The organism is Pseudoleptotrichia goodfellowii, assembly GCF_007990505.1.
Lineage (GTDB): Bacteria > Fusobacteriota > Fusobacteriia > Fusobacteriales > Leptotrichiaceae > Pseudoleptotrichia > Pseudoleptotrichia goodfellowii.
In genome coordinates this window covers 680,539-706,232 of record NZ_AP019822.1, presented here as the reverse complement: position 1 = coordinate 706,232, position 25,694 = coordinate 680,539, and the positions used below count along the sequence as shown (strand labels likewise).

28 protein-coding genes are annotated in these 25,694 nt (G+C 31.6%); 5 read left to right on the top strand and 23 right to left on the bottom strand.

Features of this window, described 5'->3' with window-relative positions; all coding sequences use genetic code 11:
* Positions 1–11: 11 nt before the first annotated feature.
* From FVE72_RS03590 to FVE72_RS03550, 9 genes are all read right to left on the bottom strand, one after another.
* A complete protein-coding gene (locus FVE72_RS03590; RefSeq protein ID WP_026737285.1) occupies positions 12–800 on the bottom strand; it encodes an alpha/beta hydrolase in 789 nt (262 codons plus the stop codon).
* 4 nt (positions 801–804) lie between these two features.
* Complete coding sequence (locus tag FVE72_RS03585) at positions 805–2,217, bottom strand: PTS transporter subunit EIIC (RefSeq protein WP_026737284.1); 1,413 nt, start codon at positions 2,215–2,217, stop codon at positions 805–807.
* Between the two features lie 18 nt (positions 2,218–2,235).
* A complete protein-coding gene (locus FVE72_RS03580; protein WP_026737283.1) occupies positions 2,236–3,072 on the bottom strand; it encodes a MurR/RpiR family transcriptional regulator in 837 nt (278 codons plus the stop codon).
* Positions 3,041–3,961, bottom strand: coding sequence for an N-acetylmuramic acid 6-phosphate etherase (gene murQ / locus FVE72_RS03575; RefSeq protein ID WP_036056064.1), 921 nt, complete (start codon positions 3,959–3,961; stop codon positions 3,041–3,043). The genes FVE72_RS03580 and murQ overlap by 32 nt, the downstream gene beginning before the upstream one ends.
* Positions 3,962–4,142: 181 nt before the next feature.
* A complete protein-coding gene (locus FVE72_RS03570) occupies positions 4,143–4,910 on the bottom strand; it encodes a hypothetical protein (protein ID WP_006808011.1) in 768 nt (255 codons plus the stop codon).
* A 76-nt stretch (positions 4,911–4,986) separates the two neighbouring features.
* Entirely contained in the window at positions 4,987–5,523 is a 537-nt protein-coding gene (locus FVE72_RS03565) for a ClbS/DfsB family four-helix bundle protein (protein WP_006807987.1), read from the bottom strand.
* Between the two features lie 65 nt (positions 5,524–5,588).
* Entirely contained in the window at positions 5,589–6,053 is a 465-nt protein-coding gene (locus FVE72_RS03560; RefSeq protein ID WP_006807988.1) for a GyrI-like domain-containing protein, read from the bottom strand.
* Positions 6,054–6,066: 13 nt separating this feature from the next.
* Positions 6,067–6,681: a DJ-1/PfpI family protein gene (locus FVE72_RS03555; RefSeq protein ID WP_036056062.1), complete on the bottom strand. Its 615-nt coding sequence runs from the start codon at positions 6,679–6,681 to the stop codon at positions 6,067–6,069.
* A 663-nt stretch (positions 6,682–7,344) separates the two neighbouring features.
* Positions 7,345–8,235 (bottom strand): helix-turn-helix transcriptional regulator, encoded by an 891-nt coding sequence (locus FVE72_RS03550; protein WP_006808023.1) that lies wholly within the window; start codon positions 8,233–8,235, stop codon positions 7,345–7,347.
* Between the two features lie 212 nt (positions 8,236–8,447).
* Between FVE72_RS03550 and FVE72_RS03545 the strand changes: the two genes are divergently transcribed.
* The 4 genes from FVE72_RS03545 to FVE72_RS03530 are packed head-to-tail and all read left to right on the top strand — an operon-like array spanning position 8,448 to position 12,963.
* On the top strand, positions 8,448–10,178 hold the full coding sequence (locus tag FVE72_RS03545; RefSeq protein ID WP_006807974.1) for an ABC transporter ATP-binding protein: 1,731 nt from the start codon (positions 8,448–8,450) through the stop codon (positions 10,176–10,178).
* Positions 10,172–11,905 (top strand): ABC transporter ATP-binding protein, encoded by a 1,734-nt coding sequence (locus FVE72_RS03540; RefSeq protein ID WP_026737280.1) that lies wholly within the window; start codon positions 10,172–10,174, stop codon positions 11,903–11,905. Before FVE72_RS03545 ends, FVE72_RS03540 begins: the two co-directional genes overlap by 7 nt.
* 33 nt (positions 11,906–11,938) lie before the next feature.
* The gene (locus FVE72_RS03535; RefSeq protein WP_006808007.1) at positions 11,939–12,514 is read left to right on the top strand and encodes an NAD(P)H-dependent oxidoreductase; all 576 of its coding nucleotides are present in this window, start codon (positions 11,939–11,941) and stop codon (positions 12,512–12,514) included.
* A gap of 32 nt (positions 12,515–12,546) precedes the next feature.
* Positions 12,547–12,963, top strand: coding sequence for a hypothetical protein (locus FVE72_RS03530; protein ID WP_006808024.1), 417 nt, complete (start codon positions 12,547–12,549; stop codon positions 12,961–12,963).
* Positions 12,964–13,114: 151 nt separating this feature from the next.
* Here the strand turns inward: FVE72_RS03530 and FVE72_RS03525 are convergent, their stop codons facing one another.
* From FVE72_RS03525 to mnmA, 3 genes are all read right to left on the bottom strand, one after another.
* Positions 13,115–14,044, bottom strand: coding sequence for a magnesium transporter CorA family protein (locus tag FVE72_RS03525; protein ID WP_026737279.1), 930 nt, complete (start codon positions 14,042–14,044; stop codon positions 13,115–13,117).
* 77 nt (positions 14,045–14,121) lie between these two features.
* On the bottom strand, positions 14,122–14,466 hold the full coding sequence (locus FVE72_RS03520) for a DUF6176 family protein (protein WP_026737278.1): 345 nt from the start codon (positions 14,464–14,466) through the stop codon (positions 14,122–14,124).
* Between the two features lie 15 nt (positions 14,467–14,481).
* Entirely contained in the window at positions 14,482–15,615 is a 1,134-nt protein-coding gene (gene mnmA / locus FVE72_RS03515) for a tRNA 2-thiouridine(34) synthase MnmA (RefSeq protein ID WP_373920386.1), read from the bottom strand.
* 89 nt (positions 15,616–15,704) lie between these two features.
* Here mnmA and FVE72_RS03510 point away from each other — a divergent pair, with 89 nt between their 5' ends.
* The gene (locus tag FVE72_RS03510; RefSeq protein WP_006807978.1) at positions 15,705–16,286 is read left to right on the top strand and encodes a TetR/AcrR family transcriptional regulator; all 582 of its coding nucleotides are present in this window, start codon (positions 15,705–15,707) and stop codon (positions 16,284–16,286) included.
* An 85-nt stretch (positions 16,287–16,371) separates the two neighbouring features.
* On the opposite strand, the gene FVE72_RS03505 is transcribed toward FVE72_RS03510, so the two are convergent.
* From FVE72_RS03505 to FVE72_RS03455, 11 genes are all read right to left on the bottom strand, one after another.
* Positions 16,372–16,680: a hypothetical protein gene (locus tag FVE72_RS03505; protein WP_036056335.1), complete on the bottom strand. Its 309-nt coding sequence runs from the start codon at positions 16,678–16,680 to the stop codon at positions 16,372–16,374.
* A 5-nt stretch (positions 16,681–16,685) separates the two neighbouring features.
* Positions 16,686–16,898 carry a hypothetical protein gene (locus FVE72_RS03500; protein WP_006807995.1) on the bottom strand — a complete coding sequence of 71 codons (213 nt, stop codon included), beginning with the start codon at positions 16,896–16,898 and terminating at the stop codon, positions 16,686–16,688.
* Positions 16,899–16,977: 79 nt separating this feature from the next.
* A complete protein-coding gene (locus tag FVE72_RS03495; RefSeq protein WP_026737275.1) occupies positions 16,978–17,994 on the bottom strand; it encodes a DHH family phosphoesterase in 1,017 nt (338 codons plus the stop codon).
* Between the two features lie 2 nt (positions 17,995–17,996).
* On the bottom strand, positions 17,997–18,737 hold the full coding sequence (locus tag FVE72_RS03490; RefSeq protein WP_026737274.1) for an SPOR domain-containing protein: 741 nt from the start codon (positions 18,735–18,737) through the stop codon (positions 17,997–17,999).
* A gap of 45 nt (positions 18,738–18,782) precedes the next feature.
* The gene (locus FVE72_RS03485; protein ID WP_006808017.1) at positions 18,783–19,460 is read right to left on the bottom strand and encodes a 5'-methylthioadenosine/adenosylhomocysteine nucleosidase; all 678 of its coding nucleotides are present in this window, start codon (positions 19,458–19,460) and stop codon (positions 18,783–18,785) included.
* 24 nt (positions 19,461–19,484) lie between these two features.
* Complete coding sequence (locus FVE72_RS03480) at positions 19,485–19,940, bottom strand: FxLYD domain-containing protein (protein WP_026737273.1); 456 nt, start codon at positions 19,938–19,940, stop codon at positions 19,485–19,487.
* 219 nt (positions 19,941–20,159) lie between these two features.
* Complete coding sequence (locus tag FVE72_RS03475) at positions 20,160–20,411, bottom strand: hypothetical protein (protein ID WP_026737272.1); 252 nt, start codon at positions 20,409–20,411, stop codon at positions 20,160–20,162.
* A gap of 62 nt (positions 20,412–20,473) precedes the next feature.
* The gene (locus FVE72_RS03470; protein WP_026737271.1) at positions 20,474–21,109 is read right to left on the bottom strand and encodes a DUF3267 domain-containing protein; all 636 of its coding nucleotides are present in this window, start codon (positions 21,107–21,109) and stop codon (positions 20,474–20,476) included.
* 38 nt (positions 21,110–21,147) lie between these two features.
* Positions 21,148–22,977: a glutamine--fructose-6-phosphate transaminase (isomerizing) gene (gene glmS, locus FVE72_RS03465; RefSeq protein WP_026737270.1), complete on the bottom strand. Its 1,830-nt coding sequence runs from the start codon at positions 22,975–22,977 to the stop codon at positions 21,148–21,150.
* A gap of 468 nt (positions 22,978–23,445) precedes the next feature.
* Positions 23,446–23,955, bottom strand: a complete 510-nt coding sequence (locus FVE72_RS03460) for a DUF4865 family protein (protein WP_006807977.1) — start codon at positions 23,953–23,955, stop codon at positions 23,446–23,448.
* A gap of 71 nt (positions 23,956–24,026) precedes the next feature.
* Positions 24,027–25,667 carry a malolactic enzyme gene (locus FVE72_RS03455; protein WP_006808003.1) on the bottom strand — a complete coding sequence of 547 codons (1,641 nt, stop codon included), beginning with the start codon at positions 25,665–25,667 and terminating at the stop codon, positions 24,027–24,029.
* Positions 25,668–25,694 lie beyond the last annotated feature (27 nt).

The window sequence follows — 25,694 nt, the reverse complement described above, 5'->3', positions numbered from 1 at the left end:
TATCCGCCTCCTTACTTACCGTTAAATTTCTGATTAAAGAAAAATGTCTGGTATTTTATGGAATTATCCCAGTAAGCCCAGCTGTGTGCTCCGTCCCTTTCAATATAATCGTGTTTTATATTCAAATCAAGAAGTTTTTTATGTAACTCTCTGTTAGGCTGTATAAAGAAATCATCCACTCCGCAATCTATTATTATGTTTGATTTTGTTCCTATAAGCTGATGAGCTATGTCTTTTATATTGTATTCGAACCAGTTGCTGTTAAGAACTTTGTCTATTCCCCAGTTTCCCTTATACTGCTCAGGATCCATTCCGCCACTCATGCTTCCAATATTTCCGAAAACATTCTGATTTTTTATCCCGATGTAAAAGGCTCCGAATCCTCCCATGCTCAATCCTGTTATTGCTCTGTGCTCTTTTTCTTTATAAACGGAATAATTGTTGTCTACATATTCCACCAGTTCTTTCGACACGAAAGTATAATATTTCGAGTCTTTTTTCAAAGGACTGTCTATATACCAGCTGTCGTAATTTCCGTCAGGAGAAATATAGACAATACCAAACTCATCGGATAATTTTCCTATGGAAGTTTTTTCGGGATAATTTTTGTTTGACCCCGACCATCCATGTAAAACGTAGATTGTATTATATTTTTTGCTGTTTGAATATCCGTTCGGCAGAACTACCGTTATCGGAACATCTTTTTTCATGGCTTTACTGTATACTTTTGTATTTACTTCGGTAAAAGGGAAAGTTATAAAAGAACAGATACCAAATAATACTAATAATATTTTTTTCATAATATCACTCTCCGTATATTTCTTCTATTCTTTCGTCATCCACTCCAAAGAAATATGTTAATACAAATCCTCCTGCATATGCTCCCAACATTGCTATTATAAAGAAAATCCATGTTCCCGGAACAACTATTAATAATCCGAACAATCCCGAAACTCCTTGAGATATAGTACCCAAGTGGAATAATGCTGCTAAAAATCCTCCTAATCCTGAACCTAAACATGCTGTAATAAAAGGTTTCCCTAAAGGTAAAGTTACCGCATACATTAAAGGTTCTCCTATTCCTAATATTCCTACAGGAAGAGCATTTCTTACCATAGTTCTAAGTTTTTCATTTTTTGTTTTTACATATATAGCAAGTCCTGCACCGACCTGTCCTCCTCCTGCCATCATTAATATAGGCAATAAATAGTTAATACCTTTTGTCGGACCGTCAGGATTGTTAAGCAATACGTGTATAGGAGTCAATGCCTGGTGTAATCCTACAGAAACTAAAGGAAGGAATCCTGCTGCCAAAATATATCCGCCTAATAATCCCAATTTATTATATACAAAGTCAAGAATAACATATATTCCTTTTGTTATACCTGTTCCTAACGGTTGTATTATAAGTAAAGCTATAAATACACTTATTATCAGTGTCAATAGCGGTGTTAAAAATGTATCAAGCATAGAAGGTATTATTTTTCTTATCTGTTTTTCCAAATATGCCACTATCATTCCCATGAACAGTGCCGCAAGTAATCCTCCTATACCGGGAGTAAAAGGTTTATTTGTAATAGGTAATATAATCCCCGCATCTCCTGTTTTTGCAAGTAAAGGAAGTTTATCATTTGCAATAAATAAAGCACCGATTATTCCTCCAAGTACCGCAGTACCGCCAAATTCTTTTGCGGCATTCATACCTACATATATAGCAAGATAACCGAACATTACAAATCCCAAACTTTTTATTGCAGCAAACCACCACATTGTATTATAAGCATTTTTAGTAGTAACATTTATTACATTGGTAATTCCCATTATAAGCCCTGCCGCTATTATTCCCGGTAACAGAGGAACAAATATATTTGCTATTTTTTGAAGAAATCTCTGAACAGGTCCGTCATGTTTCTGCTTATTAACCTTTTTATTTTCTTTCGCCACGTCTTCCACGTTGTCGTCCGAGAATCCTAAAGAAATCCCTGTCAATTTTGAAAATTCCTGACCTACGGAATTTACTTTTCCTGGTCCCAAAACTATTTGCAAAGTATCTGCTTCTACTACATTCAATACACCTTCAACTTTTTTCAATTCTGCTAAATCAGGATCTTTTCTGACTTTTACTCTTAATCTCGTCATACACACTGCATTTGAAACGATATTTTCTCTACCGCCTAAAATATCATAAATTTCTTTCGCCGTTTTTTTAGCATCCATAATCTTCTTCTCCTTTTCTTAAATTTTATTTATTTTAGTTTTTATTATTTTTTCTGAAACATAATCATAATTTTTATTGTAATACACGAAATAAAGTACATCTATCAAATTCAACATTGATATTCTCGAATAAATAGCTGCACTTCTGATTAATGCTTCTCTTGAAGTAACATACAAATTATATTTACATTTCTTTACAAGTTTGTTATTTCCGTATCCTGTTATGGAAACGGTTTCTATTTCTTTTTCCTGAAGTATTTCGGCTATATCCAGAATTTCCTTTGTCAATCCCGAATATGAAATCAATATTGCCAAATGTTTTAAATTGCTGTTTACCGCCTGAACATGTTGCAAATCAGAGCCTTCAAATGTATTTACAATCTTTCCTGCTCTCATAAATTTATACTGTGCATCAAGACAAACTATATGAGAAGCTCCTATTCCGTAAAAATCAATAACTTCTTTTTCGGTAATCAGATCCACTACACTGTCTATCATTGAAACTTCCTGTAAAAGCTTTGTTTCCTGTAAAGAACTTATACTTAACTTATTCAGTTTCTCGATAATTATTGTCGTACTGTCCTTTTTGTCAATATCACTGTTCTCAAAATTAATTTCCTGATTTTCAAGGCTGACGACTTCCTCAATCATTTTCATTTTAAAATCCTGAAAACCGTTAAATCCTATTTTCTTGCACATTCTCGTAACACTGGCATTGCTTGTATAGGTTTTCGCAGCAATAATATTTGTATCCAGTTCCCTTATATTTCTGAAATTTTTTATTATATATTTTGCAATATCTTCTTCATTTGCCGTAAAATCTTTATTTTCTCTCAATTTTATGAGAATACTCATGTATTAACCTCGCTACGTTATTATTATATTCTTTCAGTTTTTCTTTCGCCGTTTCTTTATCCAGACTCAAAAGTATCATAGCTATGGCTGTTTTCACTTCATTTGATGCTTTAGCTAAAACCCGACTCGTCGTTTCGTAATCGCTACCTGTAGTATTCATTATTATTCTTTTGGCTCTCTCGACCAGTTTCTGATTGGAAGTTTTAACATCTACCATATATCCTGAAAATACTTTTCCTATCTTTATCATAACCGTTGTGGAAATCATATTAAGTATCATTTTTTGTGCAGTTCCGGCTTTCATCCTCGTAGATCCCGTAACAATTTCAGGTCCCACAGTAACTTCTATCGGATATTGACTTACTTTTGACAGTTCCGAATTTTCAGAACAAGTAATACTGCCTGTTACCGCTCCTATACTATTCGCATATTCTATGGCTCCCAGTACGTAAGGAGTTCTGCCCGAAGCTGCCAATCCTATGACTACATCATTTTCAGTCAGATTTATATTTATCAGATCCTGTTTTCCCTCTTCTTTGCTATCTTCGGCATTTTCACGGGCTTTAAATATAGCTTCATTTCCTCCCGCTATTATTCCCTGAACTTTTTCAAAAGAAACGCCGTATGTTGGCGGACATTCGGAAGCATCAAGTATTCCGAGCCTTCCCGATGTTCCCGCTCCTACATACACTATTCTTGTTTCTTCCTTATACCTTGACATTATGGCATCTATCAGTTTTGAAATATTCGGAAGCTCTTTTTCCACACAAAACGCGACCTTTTTATCTTCTTCATTTATCCTTTTTACAATTTCGTAACTGTCCTGTAGCTCAATATTCTTGCTGTTCGGATTGTTCTGTTCTGTCGATAATTTGCTTAAATCTATCATTTCTTAATCACTCCCTCTGTTATAATTATAACCTATTTTTTAATAAATGGAAGTATTTTTGAAAATGATTTTCAGAAATTGAAAACAAAAAAGAGGAGTAAAATTAGTTATACTCCTCATTACCATATTAGCTATATAAATAATTAGCACAAAAAACCAGATTTTTTATATGATTTATATTTTATTTCTCCTCATTATTACTATTTTCTTCAACAATTTCAACTTCTTCAACTGCAACAGTTTTATCAGTTTCTTCGGAATTTTCATTTTTCTTTTTGGATTTTGAAAGTACATTTTTTCCTATCAATCCCAATATTGCCAGTATTACTAATCCGAGAACTATTTTTACAGCATTCTCGAACAATCCTCCGCCTGTTTTATATTTAAAATGTACCTGATCGCCCTGATAAAAAGTTATTTCTTTTTTGGATTCGGACACAGTTCCCGACTGATTTTCCTCAGGAATTATTTTTCCGTCTACTTTTACAGTAAGTCTTGCAATCTTCGATGTGCCCATATCTACGATTACTTCGCCTTTTTCCTTTGTAAATATTTTAGCCGGTTCTGTTTCGGCTTTTTTGTTTGTATCTGTTCCCTGTTTACCCGCCGAGCTTTCTGCAGTGCTTAAGTCCATTCCTCCTGATCCGATAAATTTCAGTATTTTTTTCAAATCTTCTTCAGTTTTCCAGTTTATATCCACACTGTATCTATCTGTCTGCTCATCGCTGCTTTTCTCTTTTTTCAATGTATATTTTTCAATTCCCAATTTGGAAATTTCAATTTTCAGTTGCTCTTCAGTTATTACACCTTTGACTATTGCTATTTTTGAATTTGTACTCCCCGAAAAGTCCGAATTTACTTTCATATCAGTTTCTACTGTTATACAACTTTGAACAATAAAAATAATCAACGTAACCAATGATAATTTTAAAATTTTTCTAAAATTCATATTTTTTCCTTTCTTTATGCTTTTCTTTGATTATATCAAATAAAAGCTGTTATATAAAGAAAAAATTTAATTTGTTTCACAAAACCTCTATTCTTTCATTTTTTTCAATCCTGAACATTTTAATATGTTTTTTCAGTTTTTTCATCGCCCAGTTGTAATGACTCGAAGTCGAACTCACGAAATATGCTCCGAGTGTACTTCCTTTCGTCCATTTGTATATACCCTTTGAAAACAGTTCTTCATTTGTCCGAGTTTCTATTAATTTCATTATCTTTTTATGAGTCTTTTTTAACATTTCTTTTGCTTTCTCCAAAGGAGTACTCTGATGTTTTTCCCAAAATTCCACATTTAATTTCGGATATGTTTTCCAATTGTACGGCTCTGGGAAAAATCCTTTTTCTTTTCCTCTCATATTGGATTCTACAAAATTTATAACAAGATTGTGCCATTCATACAGATGTATCAGTACATCCCGCAAATTTTTATCTCTATCCTCAAATAAAAATGTTCCTTTTTGCTCTTCTTCACTCATTCCGTCTATGAGATTTTCCAGTTTTTGAAACTGCGTTTCAGCCGCTTCACATAAATCTTTTTTCGTCGTCGGTCTTGCCATTTTAGCACCTCTCAAGCATAATTTTCATTTATTCAAGTTTACACAACAAATTCTCACAAATTTTCTTACTTTATTGAAATATAAATATTTATCTCCGTATTCTCGTAATCATTTCCCGTCACATATTCCTCAAAATCATAAGTATATGCTCTTATTTCAGATGTTTCTTTTCCGAATTCTTTCCAAAATTCCTGCCAAAATTTGGGAACTTCTCTTTTCGGGTTTCCGAAAATCTTAAATTTTGCATATTTCCCTTTTGATATTTCCAATTTTGTCATATTTTCAGGAATTTTATCATTACCGCTTTCTACTTCATTTCCTATGAAAAAATCATATTCAAAACCGTTTTTATTATTATAATTATAATAAACTGCAACAGCATTATCATTTATTTTATCCTGAACATTATCCTGTGAATAAAAATCTTTCCATAAATTTCCTATTTTCTCATACATTGTTTTATCATCTTTTACTCTCATCTTTAATCCGACCAATGTTTTCCCTTCCAATTCGACTATTTCATAATTCATAATTTTTTTCCTTTCATTTTATTTCATTATATTTTTCAAATGCTTTAGTAAATCCTTCAGTATACATGTCCTTTAAAAAATTTATATTTTTCTCGGAAATATCTTCCAATACTTTTAATACATTTACTGCAAAGCCAAACGGTGCAGTTCCCGAAGCAGTTACTGTTTTACCGTCAGTTACAGCCGTAATCTCATCTGTTTGAATATAATTTTCTCTATTTTTATAATTTTTATTATTTTCTATTTCTTCCAAGCTGTTCGCTGTATGTTTGCAGTCATTTAACAAACCGTTTACAGCGAGATAATACACAGCATCACAAATAGCACCTACTACTTTTCCGTTCTTTTTAAATCTTTGAACAAGATTCATTATTTTATCATTCATTTCATTATTCAAATTTCTCCATGAGCCGTCAGCTCCTATTAAAACTATTCCTTTTATATCGTCAGAAATTTCATCTATAGTCATATCCGGCAAGACTTTTAAATTTCCCATAGAAGTTTTTATTTCTTTATCTGTTGAAGCATATTTGACAATATAATCACGTGCAACTCTTTTATTATTTAAAGTTGTAGATAAAAATACTACTTCCCAATCTGCAAATTTATCCAAAATTACAAAAACTATTTATTCATTACTTCCCTCCTGTATTTTAAATTTTATAAATTTATTATACAATACATAATATGACTACAGTACGTCATATTAAAATTTATTTTAAAATTAATTTCTGGGACCGAATTGAAAATATAGTATAAAATCTAACTGGGATACACATTCAAATTTATTATAAAGCTTTCTATAAAATAAAATCATTCTGTTAAAACTTAAATAAAAATTATGACAAAAAAGCTGGACATTTTCAGCTTTTTTTGTTAAAATGAATATAGAAACAAACTTGTTGTGTGAAATAAAAAAATTTGGACAAAAAAAGCTGAATGTTTTCGGCTTTTTTTGTTTCAATAATTATAAAATAAAATCATATGTTATCATGTTTAAAGATTTAGTTAAAATTTAACTTGATTTTTATTATAATATAATTAATGAAAGAGTTCCAAAAACTCTTTCAACACAACAAGGAGGTTTTACGATGAAGATTCTTTTTCTCTGCATTATTTTATTTCTGATAATGCAAAGGACAGTTTTCTGATTGAAAACCTCAAGCCCCTGAAACATGGGGCTTTTTATATATTTATAAAATCTTCGGCAAAACCGTTCCTGATATCAAACAATATCTATAATTGCCAAAATTTTCATATTCATTTTGATTCAATCTCTTCGCTGTAATCTTTAATAATTCTTTTTCATTTTTTCTACTTTTCCCTCAAGAATTTTTTTCAGTCGAGTCGGTCCTATTATTTTTATATATTCTCCAAACGACAATAAATATCCGTAAAGATATTCATTTTCAATCAATTCCGATATGATTTCAAAATCTCCGTTTTCAGATACTTTTATATCTTTTTCGGAAAATTCGTCATAAACTCTGTATGCCTGTGATTTATCTATTGTCATCGTTATTTTTACTTTTGGAGCTTTAGTTTCATTATCAGGAATCTCTATATTTTCAGAAGTTCTTTCAAAAATTTCTTCTGTTACCGACAATCTCTTAATTCTTCTAATCTTAAAAAATCTCATTTCATTGCTTTTACGACAGAAAGCAGATAAATACCATGCCCTTACTTTAAATTTTAATTTTAAAGGTTCTGCACTTCTTTCAGATTTTATTCCCTGACTGTTATAATATTCAAATCTAATAACTTTTTTATTTATTATTGCATTTTTTATATTTTCAAATAATTCTTTCTGTTCATTTCCGTATTCTGAAAAATCTACTTCTATCCAGTTGCCTGATGTTTTGTTAAAAATTACGCTCAATTTTTCCAAAGTTTCTTCAACTTCAGGATAATTAGCTGCTTTCAGGCTTTGTAAAGCATAAAGTATATCATTTTGCTCATCTTTGGAAATTATCGATTTATCCAACACATATTCATCAAGTAATTTTATCCCTCCGTTTTTTCCTCTTGTAGAATAAACGGGTATTCCAGCAAAAGTAAGTGTTTCAATATCTCTATATACAGTTCTTATGGAAACTTCAAAATGTTCCGCCAATTCACGGGCAGTCATACTTTTTTTATTTAAAAGCATATGGACCGTTTCAAATAATCTGTTTATTTGCATATTTTTTCTCCTAAGTTCTTATTTTATAATAATTATACCATATTATTTTTTATATTGACAAATTTCTTTCTTCTTTTATTTATAAAACAATATATGACAAAAAAATGTATACTTTAAAAATCAGTAATTTACTCTATGGAATTTTTGAAAAATATGAGGTATAATTTAATGGAATTACTTTGATAATCAAAATTTTTTGAAAGGAGCTTTTTATGAATAATTTGAAATTTTTATTAAAACTGTCGGGACAGCATAAGATAAAACTTATTTTTTCGGCTTTATTCAGCATAATAAGTACAACACTTTCGGCAGTTCCTTATATTCTGATATATAATATCATTCTGGAGCTTTTTAAAGAAGCCGTTGATTATAACAAAATTCAGAATTTAGTTTTTATTACAATAATATTTATAATTATAAGAGTTGTAACTTTTGTTTTATCAGGTATATTTTCTCATGTTTCGGCATTTAATATCCTTTATAAAATAAGAATAGATTTAATTAAACATATGTCAAAACTGAATATGGGATTTTTCAAAAAAAACACATCAGGGAAATTGAAAAAAATTATTAATGAAGATGTGGAAAAGCTTGAAAATTTTATTGCTCATCAAATTCCTGATTTATCTTCGGCTTTTGCCACTCCCCTTATTTTTTTAGGAATTATGATTTATTATAATTGGAAATTATCATTAGTACTGTTTATTCCTGTCATTTTAGGAATAATCGCTCAAACGGGTATGATGAAAAGTTTTATGAGCAGAGTTGATCATTTTTATAAACTTGTGGCAAAACTTAATTCGACTATTATGGAATATATAAATGCCATGAATGTTATGAAAGCCTTTAATCTCAGTGCAAAATCTTTTAAAGACTACAGAGATAACACTCAGGAATATGCAGATTACTGGATTGAACTTACTGAACTTTCAGTGCCTTATTATTCTGCATTTTTGTGTCTTGTAGACGGAGGATTATTTTTTATCATTCCTGCAGGCGGAATAATGCTTTTAAATCATCAAATATCAATTCCCGTTTATATCCTTTTTCTTTTAATGAGTACGATTTTCCTTAATTCGTTAAAATCACTCTTTGAGCTTTCGGAAAAATTTTCATTTCTTTTAAAAGGAATGGAAAAAATAATTGAGATTTTTGATGAAAAAGAACAAATATCAGGAAATATAGAATTTCCTCAAAACTTTTCCCAAAGTTTAAAATACGAAAATATAACTTTTGCTTATAATAAAACTAAAGTTATAAATAATTTTTCTTTAGATATTAAAGTGGGAAGTACCGTTGCTCTTGTAGGACCTTCAGGTTCAGGAAAAACGACTATAGGACTTTTAGCAGGAAGATTTTGGGATATCAGCGAAGGAAAAATAACTGTTGACGGCATTGATATAAAAGACATTTCCTACGATAGCCTTATGGATAAAATATCTTTTGTTTTTCAGGATACTTTTATGCTCCATGACACAATTTATGAAAATATAAAAATGGGAAAAAACTATAATTCCGAGCAGATAGAAGATGCTGCCAAAAAAGCTCAAATACATGATTTTATAATGTCTTTGCCTGATAAATACGAAACTAAAATAGGTGAAGGGGGAGTTAAATTAAGCGGGGGAGAACAACAGAGAATTTCCATTGCCCGTGCTATTTTAAAAGACACTCCTATTGTTATTCTTGACGAAGTTACTTCCTATTCGGACATTGAAAATGAAACAAAAATTCAGGCTGCTTTAAAAACTTTGTTAAAGGGAAAAACTGCATTAATTATAGCTCATAGACTTTACACTATTAAAAATGCAGATAACATTGTTTTTATGAATAAGGGAAAAATCGTCGAACAGGGAACTCATGAAGAACTCTTAAAAAATAAGGCAGACTACTGGCACTTATGGTCTTTGTACAATGAAGAAACGGAGGGACAAAAATGTTAAAGGATATAAAAACTCTTTCGGGAAAAGAATTCAAACTTTTGAAAAAACCCGTATTTTTTCTTGTCATTGATTCATTGTTTTATATGATGAATTATATGATGTTTTATTTTACAATAATCGATCTCATAACAAATACTTTCACATTGAAAAAAATTATAATTTACAGTGTTATTATGCTTATTGCCAACATATTAAGATACTCTTTCAACCGTATCGGATATACAGGAGTTCAAACTCAGGGAGCAAGAATTATTCAGGATTTGAGACTTCGCATGGGAGATCATTTGAGAAACCTCAATTTAGGATATTTCAATAAGCACAATATCGGAAACATTATCAATATTATGACTAACGATTTACAGGACTTTGAGCATGTATTAACTCACAGTACATCGGAAATTATAAAACTGAGTATATTATCAGCATATTTATTGTTAATCACATTTGTTATTTCTCCCCTTTTAGGAATTTTGCAGATTGTTATTGCAGGATTGGGAATAATATTTATAATTGCGGGAATGAAAAAAAGTTCGAAAATAGCTTTAAAGAAAAAACATACAATGGATAATGTCGTTTCACGTATGGTCGAATATATTTCAGGAATGGAACTTTTTAAGTCATATAATCTTGTGGGCGAAAAATTTAAAAGGCTGAAAGACAGTTTTCATAATTTGAAAAAAGAAAGTATTAACACGGAAATAGCCCTTGCTCCTTATGTTCTTATTTTTCAGCTTACTGTGGATATTTCCTTTGCTTTGCTGCTCTTACTTTCCACAAAACTGTTTATAACTCATTCTATAAACAAAATAGAATTTTTTTCCTATATTATTATAAGTCTTTCTCTTTCCAATGTTTTGAAAGCTTTTTCATCCCAGTATGTACTTTTTCAATACATGAAACTTGCTACAGATAAGCTCATTAACGTATATAAAGAAAAAGAAATATCCTACGAATTTGAAAGTATGCCTTTTGAAAATTACAATATAAAATTTGACAATGTAAGTTTTTATTATGAAGAAGATAAACCTGTTCTGAAAAATATAAGTTTCGAAGCAAAACAGGGAACAGCTACTGCTCTTGTAGGTTCTTCAGGCTCGGGAAAAACAACTGTAACAAACCTCATAGCAAGATTTTGGGATTCTCAGTCGGGAAATGTTACTATCGGTGGAATTGATATAAGAAAAATATATCCTGAAGAACTTCTTACAAATATAAGTATGATTTTTCAGGATGTCTATCTTGTAAATGATACAGTCGAAAACAATATAAAATTAGGGAATCCCGATGCTTCCCGTGAAGAAGTCATTGAGGCTGCTAAAAATGCTCACTGTCATGATTTTATTACAGAGCTTGAAAACGGCTACGATACGATTATAGGAGAAGGCGGATCAACTTTGTCAGGAGGAGAAAAACAGAGAATTTCCATTGCCAGAGCATTATTGAAAAACACTCCGATTATACTGCTTGATGAGGCTACTGCTTCTCTTGATGCTGACAATGAGCATGAAATCAGAAATTCTCTTGACAAATTGACAAAAAATAAAACGGTAATTACTATTGCTCACAAACTTAATACTATAAAAAATTACGATCAGATAATCGTTATGTCTGACGGAATAATAGAAGAAATCGGAAACCATGAAAAATTAATGAAAAACAAAGGCAGATATTATATAATGTACACAGAAATGAGAAAAGCTCAAAGTGAAGGTTGCAGCCTTATTTAAGTATAATCGACTTTGAGAAAATCGGAGGGAAAAATGAAAACAGTTATATTTGCTCATCCATGGCATGGGAGCTTTAATAAAGCCATTTTAGACAGTGTAACAAAAAAATTTGAGGAAATGAAAGAATCTTACACAATTATAGATCTTCATAAAGACAATTTCGATCCTGTTATGAGGGAAGAAGATTTGAAATTATATTCAGAGGGAAAATTCAATGACCCTTTAGTAGGAAAGTATCAGGAAATCCTTAAAAAAAGTGACGGACTTGTGTTTATATTTCCGATTTGGTGGTCAACAATGCCTGCTATCCTGAAAGGATTTTTAGATAAAGTCTTTCTTTTGAACTTTGCTTATAATCACGGTAATACAGGGATAACAGGACATCTCAAAAATATTAAATCGGTAAAAATCATTACTACTGCCGGAAGTCCGAAATTTTTAATAAAACTTTTTCTGGGGAATCCTATCGGTTGGACATTCGGAACAGGAACTCTTAGAGCTACGGGAATGAAAGGAGTGAAATGGCTTCACTGTTATATTTCCAAAAAAGATTCCAAAGAAAAACTCGAAAAATTTCTTCAAAAAACTGAAACTTTTGTCGGAAAATAATAATATTATAAAAATCAAACAGGAGAGTGTAAATGAAAAAAATAATCTTAATATGCTTATTTGCAATAACAATAATCGGTTTTTCCAAACCTGAAAGAGACAACAGGGGAATACTTACTATGAATGAAAATGAATGGTATCAGATGTTCGGGGATAATACCAAAACAAACGGGAAATGTTCTTTTATAGGAGCATCAATTATGCAACTGGCTTATATAAACGACGGAAAAAAACTTGAAACTACTCAGGAAAATGCTCTTTCATCTTTAGAAGCACTAAACAGACAGATTTATTCCGAAGGACTTCGTCACCCTTCAAACGATAACAGTCTGCTTTTTGAATATTACTATGTAAAAAACTGTCGTAAACTCACAAACAAAGACTTTGATTTAGTAGGATCACCTAGTTTCAAAACAGTGTTTGAGGAGATTTATAACACCTACAAATAAATAAAATAATAACTTTTTTAATTAAAAATTTATAAATTATATTCTTCATTAGAGATTATCAAAAATATCCCCGCATTTTCGGAGTCGATGAAGTCGCGTAGAACGCGGGTAGCGAGAGTATGAGGGCGGCAATGAGCCCTCATAAATTTTTTTATTTCAAAAACCTTTTTTTCCAAAGACCTAAAGTAAACATTGTACAAATTATTCCCGTAATTAATACAACGTATATCCAACCGTCTTTCATATTTTGGAAAGGAACGTTTGTATTTATTCCGAAAAATCCGAAAATCATACTCGGTATTTCGAGCAGAATAGTGAAAACAGTTAAAAATTTCATAGTTGTATTCAGATTATTATCAATAACCGTAGAATAAGTAGTCTTTTCTTTTTCGGCAATTGTAGTGATTATTTCGGTCATTTCCATTGCCTGATCTATTTCAATCATTACATCTTCCAATTTTTCCTCTTCCACTTCGGACAATTTTTTAATGTTGACATTCCAATGTCTTTTTAATGTATTCAATGCAAGTCTGTTAGCTTTTAAAGAAGTAGACAAGTAAGTCAGTCCCTGTTCAATATTTAGGAGTTTGTAAATATCCGTATTTTTTACAGATTTTCTGAAAGATTTTTTTATATCCGCTCTTTCTTTATTTATAACTTTCAACTTATCATGATAAATCAGACAGAACTTATACACTACCGAAAATAAAAGATGATACATACTGTCATATACTTTTTCAGTTACTGTATTTTCAAGCAAACTGTTTAAATATTCATAATCCTCGTTTTTTTCGATAAATGTATATAGAGTATTTTCTCTGATAATAAACACTAAAGGCACCGTAGCCAAACTTTCCATAATCCTGTCATAATAAGGTACGTCAAAGCATAATAACTTTATTCTGTTCAAGTCATCATATTCCGAACGGGGACTTTCATCGGCATCTGTTGCATACTCCAAAAACTCCGTTGAAAGTTTATCTTTTTCATTTAATACTTTCTTATTTTCAGCAGTTATATTTACCGTATTTACCCATTCCATACTTCCGTTTTCCAACTGTATAATGTTTCTGTTTATCATATTTCTCCTTTTCCCCTAAATCTTATATTTAAAACAAAAATTGCGACATCTCTATATTTTGCCGCATTTTTCAAATTTTATTTCATCATTTCCTGTATTCTTTCAGGTATCATAACTACCTGTACATCCAGATATACCGGTCTGAACGTCTTATCAATACACTCTTTCCAATATTTCAAATGTTTTTTATCAATCCAGCTTTCAGAATCCTCAACTTCTATTCCACCTTCGCCTTGAATCGAATACCAGTATAAATATTCTTCTCCGTTAAGCACTTCTCTTAATATAGTTTCCACGTACATTTTTTCTCCGTCAAGAGTCAAAAGCACTTCTTTCATATTATCATTTAAAAACTTCATCCACTCGTCTACAGTTTCGCTTTTACCTTCCAACACTTTAACTCTTACCAATTCTACTTTCATAAAATTTTCCTCTCTCTATTTTATTACTTTATCAATTACTCCTCCACCCAGACACTCTTCTCCTTTATAGGCTACAGCAATTTGTCCTAAAGTAATTGCCTTTTGAGGCTCATCAAATATTATCTCGTATTCATCATCGTTCAGTTTATTAATAACAGCTTCGGCATCTTTTTGTCTGTATCTGAATTTTACAGTACATTCCAACGGAAATTGGAGTTTGTCTTTATTTATAAAATTAAAGTCGGTCGCTATAAGCCCTTTGGAATATAACACCGAATTATCTCCCTGAGTAACAATAAGTTCGTTTGCATCCAGATTTTTATCTACTACAAACCATGGCTCTCCTGTTCCTTCTTTAGTGTTTCCTATTCCTATTCCTTTTCTCTGACCTATTGTATAATACATAAGTCCGTTATGTTTTCCTAAAACATTTCCTTTTGTATCAACTATATTTCCTTCTTTTGCAGGAAGATATTTACTCAAAAACTCGTTAAAATCCCGTTCTCCTATAAAACAGATTCCCGTACTGTCTTTTTTCTTAGCTGTTTTCAAATTATACTTTTCCGCAATCTCTCTAATTTGGGGCTTTGTATATTCTCCTATAGGAAACAGCACTTTTTCGAGCTGTTTCTGATTTAACTGACACAAAAAATAAGTCTGATCTTTGTTATCGTCTATACCTCTGAGCATTACGGACTTTATTTCTCCGTCTTTTTCTTCGTGAATTATTCTCGCATAATGCCCTGTCGCAACATAGTCAGCCCCTATTTTCATTGCGTAATCCAAAAACGCTTTAAATTTTATTTCTTTATTACACATTACATCGGGATTCGGTGTTCTGCCTTTTTTATATTCGTCCAGAAAGTAAGTAAATACTTTATCCCAGTATTCTTTCACAAAATTTACCGAATAATAGGGAATCTCAAGCTGTTCAGCTACGGCAATAACATCTTTGTAATCTTCTTCGGACATACATACTCCGTTATCGTCTTTTTCTTCCCAATTTTTCATAAATACTCCGATTACATCGTACCCCTGTTCTTTGAGCAAAATTGCCGCAACAGAAGAATCCACACCTCCCGACATACCGAGTACCACTTTTTTATTTCTCATTTTTTCTCCTTTTTCACATAAACAATTACTAAAAATTACACAAAATTAATTTTCTTATAAAAAGATTGACAACACAATCATTAAATTATAAAATTACTTATCATACAAAATTCAAGAGGACGATAATGAATAAAATAACCGTTAAAAAAAACAATGTCATTGAAAAAAGTGCAAAACTTTTTTATTATAGAGGATATAAAAATACCGGGCTTTCCGATATTTTGACTGAATGTAAAATCCCCAAAGGATCTTTTTATTATTATTTCAAAAATAAAGAAGATCTTCTTATTTATGTTATTAAATATCATACCGACAAACTTATAAAATTTTTTTCCAAAGTCGTTGATGATTTGTCTATTTTTAAATTAAAAACTTTTTTTTATCAATATTTCACTAATATAGAACATAACAAATTTCACGGAGGAAGTCCTTTGGGAAATCTTGCCGTTGAACTTGGAGATATAAACGAAAATGTGAGGAAAGAACTTTTAAGCTCTTATTATCAGATAGAACTCCGTTTTTCATTTTTTCTTTCTTCGTTGAAAAGAGATTATCCCCAGAAATATTCACATATAGAACCTGAAATATATGCAAGAATTCTGATTTCGCTCCTTGAAGGCACTATGCTCAAAATAAAAATCGAAAAAAACAGTAACGCTATTGACGACTTTCTTTCTTTTTTTGATAAAATTTTCAAGCCTTATTAAAATCACGTGCACTTTGTTCGGAGTTGACATAGTCATGCGGAACACGGGTAGCGGGAATATGAGAGTGGCAATGAGCCCTCATAAATTAATAGCTCCCCTGTTCTACCGAAACAATTTTACCGTCTTCTGTTACGAAAACAAGATAAAAATTGTTTTTCCCGTATAATATAATTTTCCAGTTATTATAGCCTCTTTTATAAACTCCGACATTTTCGGAATTTACAGTTTCTCCGAATTTTTTTTCAACTCCCTGAATCCCTATTTGAACTACACCATCTTTTGACAAAACTTCCGATTCGGGAACTGTTCTTTTACCTACTGACGAGCAGCTTATTAAAAAGGCAAAAGTAAATAAAAATACATAATTTTTTATTTTCAATAAATTATTTTTCATATCCATCAGTTATTCACTACCTCAATATCTATATCAAAATGTATCTGTTCCTTATTTTTATCCAAAAAAGTAATCTTTATTCCTTTCAAAACCGCTCTCGGATTTTCAATAAGAACTTTGTTTATATTTTCGTTCATTTCGTCTATTTTTTCAAAATATTTTGCAAAATCTGAATTGTCGAATCCTTTTAGCTGTAAGTAACTAAACATATTAAACATACTTTCTCCTTCAGAATATTATATAATTTCTTCGTTTATTATAACATTTTTAAAATTAATAAACAATCTATATAATTTGCTATTTTTCATATTCTTCAAGTTTTTCAACAATTTTTTCTATAACTTCGGGAAATGACAAATCGGTTTTAAATCCTGCAGCTTTTATATGCCCGCCTCCGTTAAATATTGAAGCTATTTCATTTACATTATACTTGTCATTACATCTCAAGCTTCCCTTTAGAAAACCGTTTTCATCATCTCTGGCAAACAACGAAATTTCCGTGTCTTCTATTTTTAAAAGCAATTCTGATATCCCGTCAGAATCGCCTTTGGACACTTCCATTTCTTTTATTTTATCCTTAGTCAAATAATAATAAATAAATTTATATTTATCGTTCATTTTGTTGTTTTTATACACATCTCCGAAAAGATTTACCTTTTTTCTGCTCAAGCCGAAAATAATATTTGCAACTTTATGATTATCAGCTCCTGCTTTCATCAGCTCGGAACACACGGCAAAAGTATTTTGGGTAACATTGTCATGTCTAAAATTTCCTGTATCGTTTATAATTCCCAAATATAAAAAATCCGCAATTTCTTTAGTGAGTTCAATATTAAATAATTCCAAAAACTGATAAATCAACTCGCATGTAGACGAAACATCTCCCACATAATTCATTTGAGCGTGTTCCGTATTACTTATATGATGATCGATATTTATTGACTTCTTGCAATTTTTCTTTATTTCAATAACATTTCCGTATCTTTCGGCATTTGCACAGTCCAGACTTATAAACAAGTCGGCTCTTTCATTTTCCAAAGAAGATGAATATCTTTCTATCAAAGGACCTTCCTCAAATTTTTCCATATATTTCGGAAGTTCGTCATCCACTATTATTCTGACTTTTTTCATATCCAATGATTTTTTTGCAAATTTTTTATTATATTCATTTATCATCAGCAAAAAAGCCGAAACAGAGCCTAAAGCATCCCCGTCCGGATTAATATGCGTTGTCAAAATTATATTTTCGGCTTTCAATATTTCATTTTTTATTTCTTCGAGAGTAACGTTCCCTCTGTTATTATTTTCCAACATTTCTATTTTCCTGCCGTTCTTACTATATATTTATATGAGCCGCCTAATTTGCTCTTCACTTGGGATTCCATAGCACTTAACGTTTGAGGATTGTCGGTACTTGCCGAAACCACTCTGTACATCGTTCTTCCCGAGCTGCCTTTTATGGCCTGCACCGTAAAATTACCGCCTAATTGAGCCGCAACTTTTTTAGCTGCCGCTTCTGTCTGCAAAGTAGCAACCTGAAGATATCTTCTTCCTGCTGTTTTTTGTGCTGCTGCTTCTTTTGCTTTTTTTTCGGCCTCTGCTTTTTCCTGTGCTTTTTTTGCCGCTTCTACTTCTTTTTTCTTTTGCTCCGACAGTTCTTTCTGTATTTTTTGAGCTTCCAACTCTTTATTTTTCTGTTCTGCAGCTTTTTTATCAGCTTCAGACTTTGCAGCTGCCTCTTTTTCAGCATCTGTTTTCTGTTCTTCAACTTTATTTTCAGTATTTTGAACCTGATTATTCTGAGCAGTATCCGTATTTATCGCCTGAATATTATTTGTCTGAGTATTCTCGGCAGCTTTTTGCTCTTCTTCGGTTTTTTTACCTTTATTTTCCGAATTATGAAAATCATTTTTTCTAATATCAAAAGTCTTTGCAACTTCATCCGTTTTTTTATTCTTTTCTTTCATAAACTTTCCTGCCATTTGAAAAGCGTATACTGCAAAGGCTACTATTACTATTAATCTTAATATCTTAAAAAAATTTAAACGAAAACGCATATTTTTTATTATGACCGTTTTTTAATAGACGGTCATTTCCTCCTTTTACTTCAATATTTCTTTTAATATCTCTTTGGAATTATTTGCAGCCAGTTCCACAAAAACGTCATATTCCATGCCCGATTCATCGGTTAAAGAATCGGAAATCGATCTTAAGATAAGAAAATCGGTATTTAATCTGTAACATACCTGTGCTACTGCTGCACTTTCCATGTCTACGCATAAAGCTTCAAATTTTTCTCCGAGCCTTTTCTTTTCATCTTTTTTGCTTATAAACTGATCTCCTGTCAAAATTCTTCCGAAAAACAGTTCAAACTTATCATTTTTTATATTTTTAGACTTTTCAAGTAATTTCGGAGCAGATTTGAATTTCCATTCATCCATTTGAGGAATCTGCCCTATTTCATAACCAAATTCCGTAGCATCGGCATCATGCTGTATCATTTCAGTCCCGATGACAACATCTCCCACTTTTACTTTTCTGTCAAGAGAACCTGCAACTCCCGAAAAAATTACTTTATCAACATTATATCTCGTTATCAGAATAGTAGCTGTCATTGCAGCATTTACTTTACCTACTCCCGACTGTACAAATACAATATCTTCATCATAGAATTTTCCTTTGAAAAATGTCAGTCCTCCTATTGTTTCCTCACTGATATTTATCATTTCTTTTTTTATAACCTGAGCTTCTTCAGGCACTGCTCCGATAATTCCTGTCATTTTACTCTCCCGATTTATTTAATATTATTCAGCATATACATACGCATCTTTTACTTTACAAGCTTTCACATCTCCGGTATTTAAAACTGCTCTGAATTCCCATTTTTTATTTTTTTCAAGATATTCAATGTTGTCTACAGCATCTCCAACTTTATCTCCTTTTTTATCAAAACACGGAATCTGTATACTTACATTTTCTTTTTTACTTCCGTTATGAGATAAAGTTCCCGTTACAACTGTTGTATTACCGTCATTTTCTACCTTTGCTTTGGAAAATTTATATTTTACTCCTTTTGCTTCTATTTCTCCGTCATTTCCTCCGATAATACCTCCGATTATCTTTCCTGTAGTCTTTATCACCGCTCCTGTAACTGTTCCCGCAGCCTTTACCGTTCCACCTACAACGCTTCCTGCAGCTCCTACTACTCCGCATGAAGATAGAATTAATGCTGTTCCTATTGTTATTATTATTTTTTTCATTTTTATCAAATCCTTTCGTTACTTAAAATTTTTTGTATTATTTTATCATTTTCAATATATACTTTTTATTTTATAATTCTTATTTTAATATTATAATAGAAATATTATTTTAAGTAAATAGGATTTTCTACGATTATACTATTAAATGTTAAAAATTTCAAGAATATACGATATACAAAAAAGAAGCCTTACTAAAAGACTTCTTTATCTTTAAATTTTCTACTTTTTAAATTTGTCTGCCACTTTATCAGCTAAATCTTTCGCCCCGTCTACAGCTTTATCGGCTAAGTCTTTTGCACCTTCCACTGTTTTATGTAAAGCATCTTCCGCTCCTTTTTTGATATTTTGAGCTATTTCATTGTCAGCAAATTCCTTTGTTTTTTCTACTGCTTTATCAGCCAAATCTTTAGCTTCTTCGGCTGTTTTATGCAGAACATCTTCTGTTCCCTTTTTCAAATCGTCAAAATTCATATTCTATCCCTCCTGTTTTTTCATATCGTATTATTATAACATTTTAAATATGAAAATGCTATTTATTTTTTAAAATTATCTTCTTTGTAAAAAGTCTCTGTTCCGTTATTTGTAATCGTTGCTCCATTTGGAACCTTAAATAAAATCAAAATTATATAAAAAATATCCATGTAAGAACCGGCAGCATTAAATACACACAAAAATACAATAAATCCGCTCATCAATCCTGCCATATTCAAAATAAAGGGTAAAACAAACGAAAGAATTACCAATGGTGCCGCAAAAATTATTATTGCCCTGCGTTTTGAAAAACTTTCTTCTGTATATGCAAAGAAATATAATGCTTTCATTCCCCAAAAAGTTTTTTTCGATTTAATAAAATCAGGCATAAATAAAATATGAATAAATTCGTGCAAAATGAAAAACATAATTGTAATTACAAAATATAATACCGATTTTAAAATATCCAACCTAATTTCTATCGCAAAACCTCTATCACTGTAATTTATAATTTCTTTAAAATTCGGAAAAAACATAAAAAAATATTTTATATTTAAAAGTGCCGACAATATACCGATTGGCAGTCCAATCAACATCGCAACCCACAATTTCGGTTCTTTTAATTTTTTCCAGCCGCTATCCAATAATTTTTGAGAATATTCTTTGTTCTCTTTCGGTAATCTTTTTATATATTTCATAATATTTCTCCATTACTTCACATAATATCAGAAATTTTCTACTCCACCGTTACCGATTTAGCAAGATTTCTCGGTTTATCCACATCATTTCCTTTAAGTTTGGACAGGTAATAAGCCAATAACTGATGAATAATTATCGATAAAAATCCTGTATAATCATCTTCCACACCAGGAATATAGAATACTTCATCCGCAACTTCTTCTACAAGCGTGTTTCCTTCTTTGGCAACGGCAATAACATAAGCACCTCTTGCAGTAACTTCTTTTATATTCGACACCGATTTTTCAAATAAATCGGACTGAGTAACATTAATCACTACAGGTGTTCCGTCTTCTATCAAAGCTATCGTTCCATGTTTAAGCTCTCCCGATGCAAAAGCCTCCGAATGAATATACGAAATTTCTTTGGACTTTAACGCTCCTTCAACTGTGATTACATAATCAAGCCCTCTTCCTAAGTAAAACATACTTGTTCTGTCTTTGATTTTATCGGCTGTCGCTTCTATCCTGTCAGAATATTCCAACATTTTTTCAATATTCTTTTTCAATCCGTACAATGATTTTATATCATGTTCATATTCTTCTCTTGATATTTTTCCGAACTTATAAGCCATATCAGTCGCAAGTAAATAAAGAATAACCATTTGTGTCGTATAGGCTTTTGTAGAAGCAACCGCTATTTCAGGCCCTGCCCATGTATAAATCACATGATCGGCTTCCCTTGCTATGGATGATCCTACAACATTTGTTATTGCAACAACTCTCGCACCGTTTCTTTTGGCTTCTTTCAGTGCTTCGAGCGTATCAAGAGTTTCTCCAGACTGACTTAACACAATTACAAGTGTCTTATCATCAATGACAGGATTTCTGTATCTGAATTCCGATGCTATATCCACATCAACTTTAACTCTCGTCTTTTTCTCAATTATATATTTTCCCACAAGTCCTGCATGATATGCAGTTCCGCAGGCGACAATATATATGCTGTTTATCCCATCCAAATATTCTTTTGTAAGTCCTGCATTATCAAAGTTTATGTTGTTATTTTCGTCCACTCTGCTGTTTAAAGTTTCTATTAAAACTTCAGGCTGTTCGTGAATTTCTTTTTCCATGAAAAACTCGTATCCGCCTTTAGACGCCGCTTCCAAATCCCACTCAATATGAGTAATATCTCTTTCTATTTCCTGTCCTTCAGCATTCATAACCTTTACAGAATCCTTTTTTACTTCGACTATTTCATTATTTTCAATCAAATACACGTCTCTCGTATATTTAAGTATTGCAGGTATATCCGAAGCAATAAAATTTTCATTTTCTCCTAAACCTACTATAAGGGGACTTTCTTTCCTTACAGCTATTATTCTGTCAGGCTCCGTAACCGACATTATTCCCAAAGCATATGCCCCTTTAATAATCTTAATCAGTTTTTTCGTAGCTTCGAGCAAATCTCCCTCATACAGTTCATCCAACAAATGAGTTACCACTTCGGTATCTGTTTCTGAATTAAACTTATACCCTTTTTCAATCAATTCTTTTTTCAATTCCAAATAATTTTCAATAATTCCGTTATGAACTACAACCAACGTTTCATCTTTGTTAAAATGTGGATGAGAATTTTCATCAGACGGTTTCCCGTGTGTTGCCCATCTCGTATGTCCTATTGCCATACTACCTTTTAAAGGTGTCTTTTCCAGTACATCGGCAAGATTTTTCAATCTTCCTACTTTTTTTACGATTGAAAATTTTTCATCTCCGGTATTCACTGCAATCCCTGCCGAATCATATCCTCTGTACTCTAATTTTTCCAATCCGTCCAATACAAAATCCTGGGCATTTTGTGTCCCGATATAACCTACTATTCCGCACATATTCTTACTCTCCTTATAATAAAAATTGTGCCGAAAAATAATCACTACGGTAATTTTATTTTTATAATCGCTTATAACTTTTGTATACCGTTAAGGTTGTGATAACCTAAAGAGCATCCGCCGATTTTTTCGATAACTCTTTTCCCTCGTCATCTTTCATTTTGAAAGATCAGGCGCTTTTTTCATTTTTATTTTTCGACTGAGTTATTATAACAAAATTATACGTATTTTTCAACTTAGGACTTTTTTATTCTGATATATGTGCTATTCTTTCTTTACTTTAATTTCTTAACTTATTTTTGTATTCAATAATTTACTATAATAACATCTAAAATTATCGATATTTTTTAAAAAAATTATATAATAAACTTGTAATAAATCTTGAAAAGTTAAGCTTTATAAATTAATAAAAACTTCAAAAAAAGACCGGTATTACCCGATCTTTTTTTACTGCAAACATCAAAAATTTTAAACGGAAATATGAAGTATATCATAAACATTACCATTATTAACATCCGGCTTCTCCTCACAAAAATAAAACTCTGTATATTTCCATTTATCAGGATTATAAATCAGAACTTTTCCTGAATTTTCATTTTTAAAACCGGAAAATTTCGGACGTGATAAATTTTTTGTCGGTTCAATATGATTTTCAAGTTCCAGTAAATACTTTGCTTTGGAAAAATTATCATTTAAAGAAATTTCCAAAGGAATACCGATATTTATATGTTGCCAACCAAAAGAATTTAAAATATTATCATAAAATCCGTCAAAAATAAATTTATTCATTCCTTTACTATCTTTCCAAATATAAAGCGGCGAATATTCTTTTTCACTTTCAGTATCTTTAATCAAATACGCTTTAAACAATAACTCTTCAAATCCGTCAGTTTTAAAACCGTTGTCATTTACTCTTTTTCTAATCACATCCATATCAAAGTTTTCAGGTAATTTTATTTTATACTGCATTGCATTCATAAATATTCTTCCTCCTAAATTTCACTAATAAATCTTAAAACATTTATACTTAACCGAATTTTGCGGCTTATCTAAAAGCTTAAATCGGCATATTCAGGCTTCCATTTCAAATTATCTATCGCCTGTTTTATATCATCAACGGGCTTTCTGTTCTGTTTTTCTTCCAATGCACATTTCCCTACTGCCAATGCCACTGTTTCAGAAAATTCCGTCAATTTGGCTACAGGAGGTAAAACTGCAGCCCCAGGCTTAGAAACATCCACTATTCCTCCTAAAGAGTGAGCCGCTGCCGAAATCATTTTATCCGTTAAAATTTTTGCTCCCGAAGCCAATACTCCCAGTCCAAGTCCCGGATAAATCAAAGCATTATTTGCCTGACCTATTTCATAAGTTGCTCCGTTATATTTTATCGGATCATAAGGTATTCCTGTGGCTATAAGAGCCTTTCCGTCTGTCCATTTGAGCAGATCCTGTGCAGTAGCTTCTGCAAGTTTAGTCGGATTACTTAAAGGAAAAATCATAGGTCTTTCAATGTAAGATGCCATTTCCTCAACAATTTCTTTTGTAAATGTTCCCGGAACTGTAGAAGTTCCTACTAAAATTGTAGGTTTTACTGCTTTTACAGCTGCAGTCAGGTTTGTCAATTCTTTTGAATTGGGAAATTCAGTACGTTTACGTGCAAAAGGTCGCTGTTCAGGAGTTAAATCTTCCATGTCATCAAATAAAAGTCCCTGTCTGTCTACAAGATAAAATCTTTTATATGCTTCTTCTTCTGAAAGTCCGTTTTCTATCATTTCTTCATACACACGTTTTGCAATCCCTGCTCCTGCCGTCCCCGCTCCGAAACACATATATTTCTGATCTGTCAGCTTTTCTCCTGTTATATTTAATGCTCCTAAAATTGCCGCCAATGTAATAATACCTGTTCCCTGAATATCATCATTGAAAGTAGCTATTTTATCTTTATATTTATTCAAAATATTTGCAGCGTTTGAACGACCGAAATCTTCCCAGTGAAGATACAAGTCGGGAAACAGTTTTTCGGCAATCTGAACAAATTTATCTATAAAATCATAATACCTGTCTCCTCTAATTCTTTCATGACGATTTCCAAGATAAAAAGGATCTTTTAATAAAGTTTCACGATTTGTCCCTACATCAAGCACTACAGGAAGAACACTTTCAGGATTTATTCCTGCCGCTGCAGTATAAACCATAAGTTTTCCTATAGAAATATCTACACCGTTTGTTCCCCAGTCTCCTATTCCCAGTATACCTTCAGCATCCGTAACAACTATTAATCTTATATTTCTTCCGTCTGCAGCATTTTTTAAAGTTTCTTCAACATTTTCAGGTTCATTTATAGAAAGAAATGCCGCATTTTGAGGATTTACAAATAATTCACTATACTGTTCGATGCTTTCAGCAATTACCGGATCATATACAATCGGCATAAATTCTACTACATGTTCACTGAAAAGATAGTAAAATAAAGTTCTGTTCGTATTAAAAATTTCCATTAAAAAATGGCGTTTTTCAAGTAACGAACTCTTTTTCTCAAATTGTACATATATCTGTTTCGCCTGTTCATCAATAGTCTGTATATACGGAGGCAGTAATCCGTTTAATCCGAATTTTGCTCTTTCCTCTTTGGAAAAAGCAGTTCCTTTGTTCAAAAAAGGATCATTTAAAATTTCATAAGACTTTTTCATAGCTTTTCTCCTTATAATCATATTGTG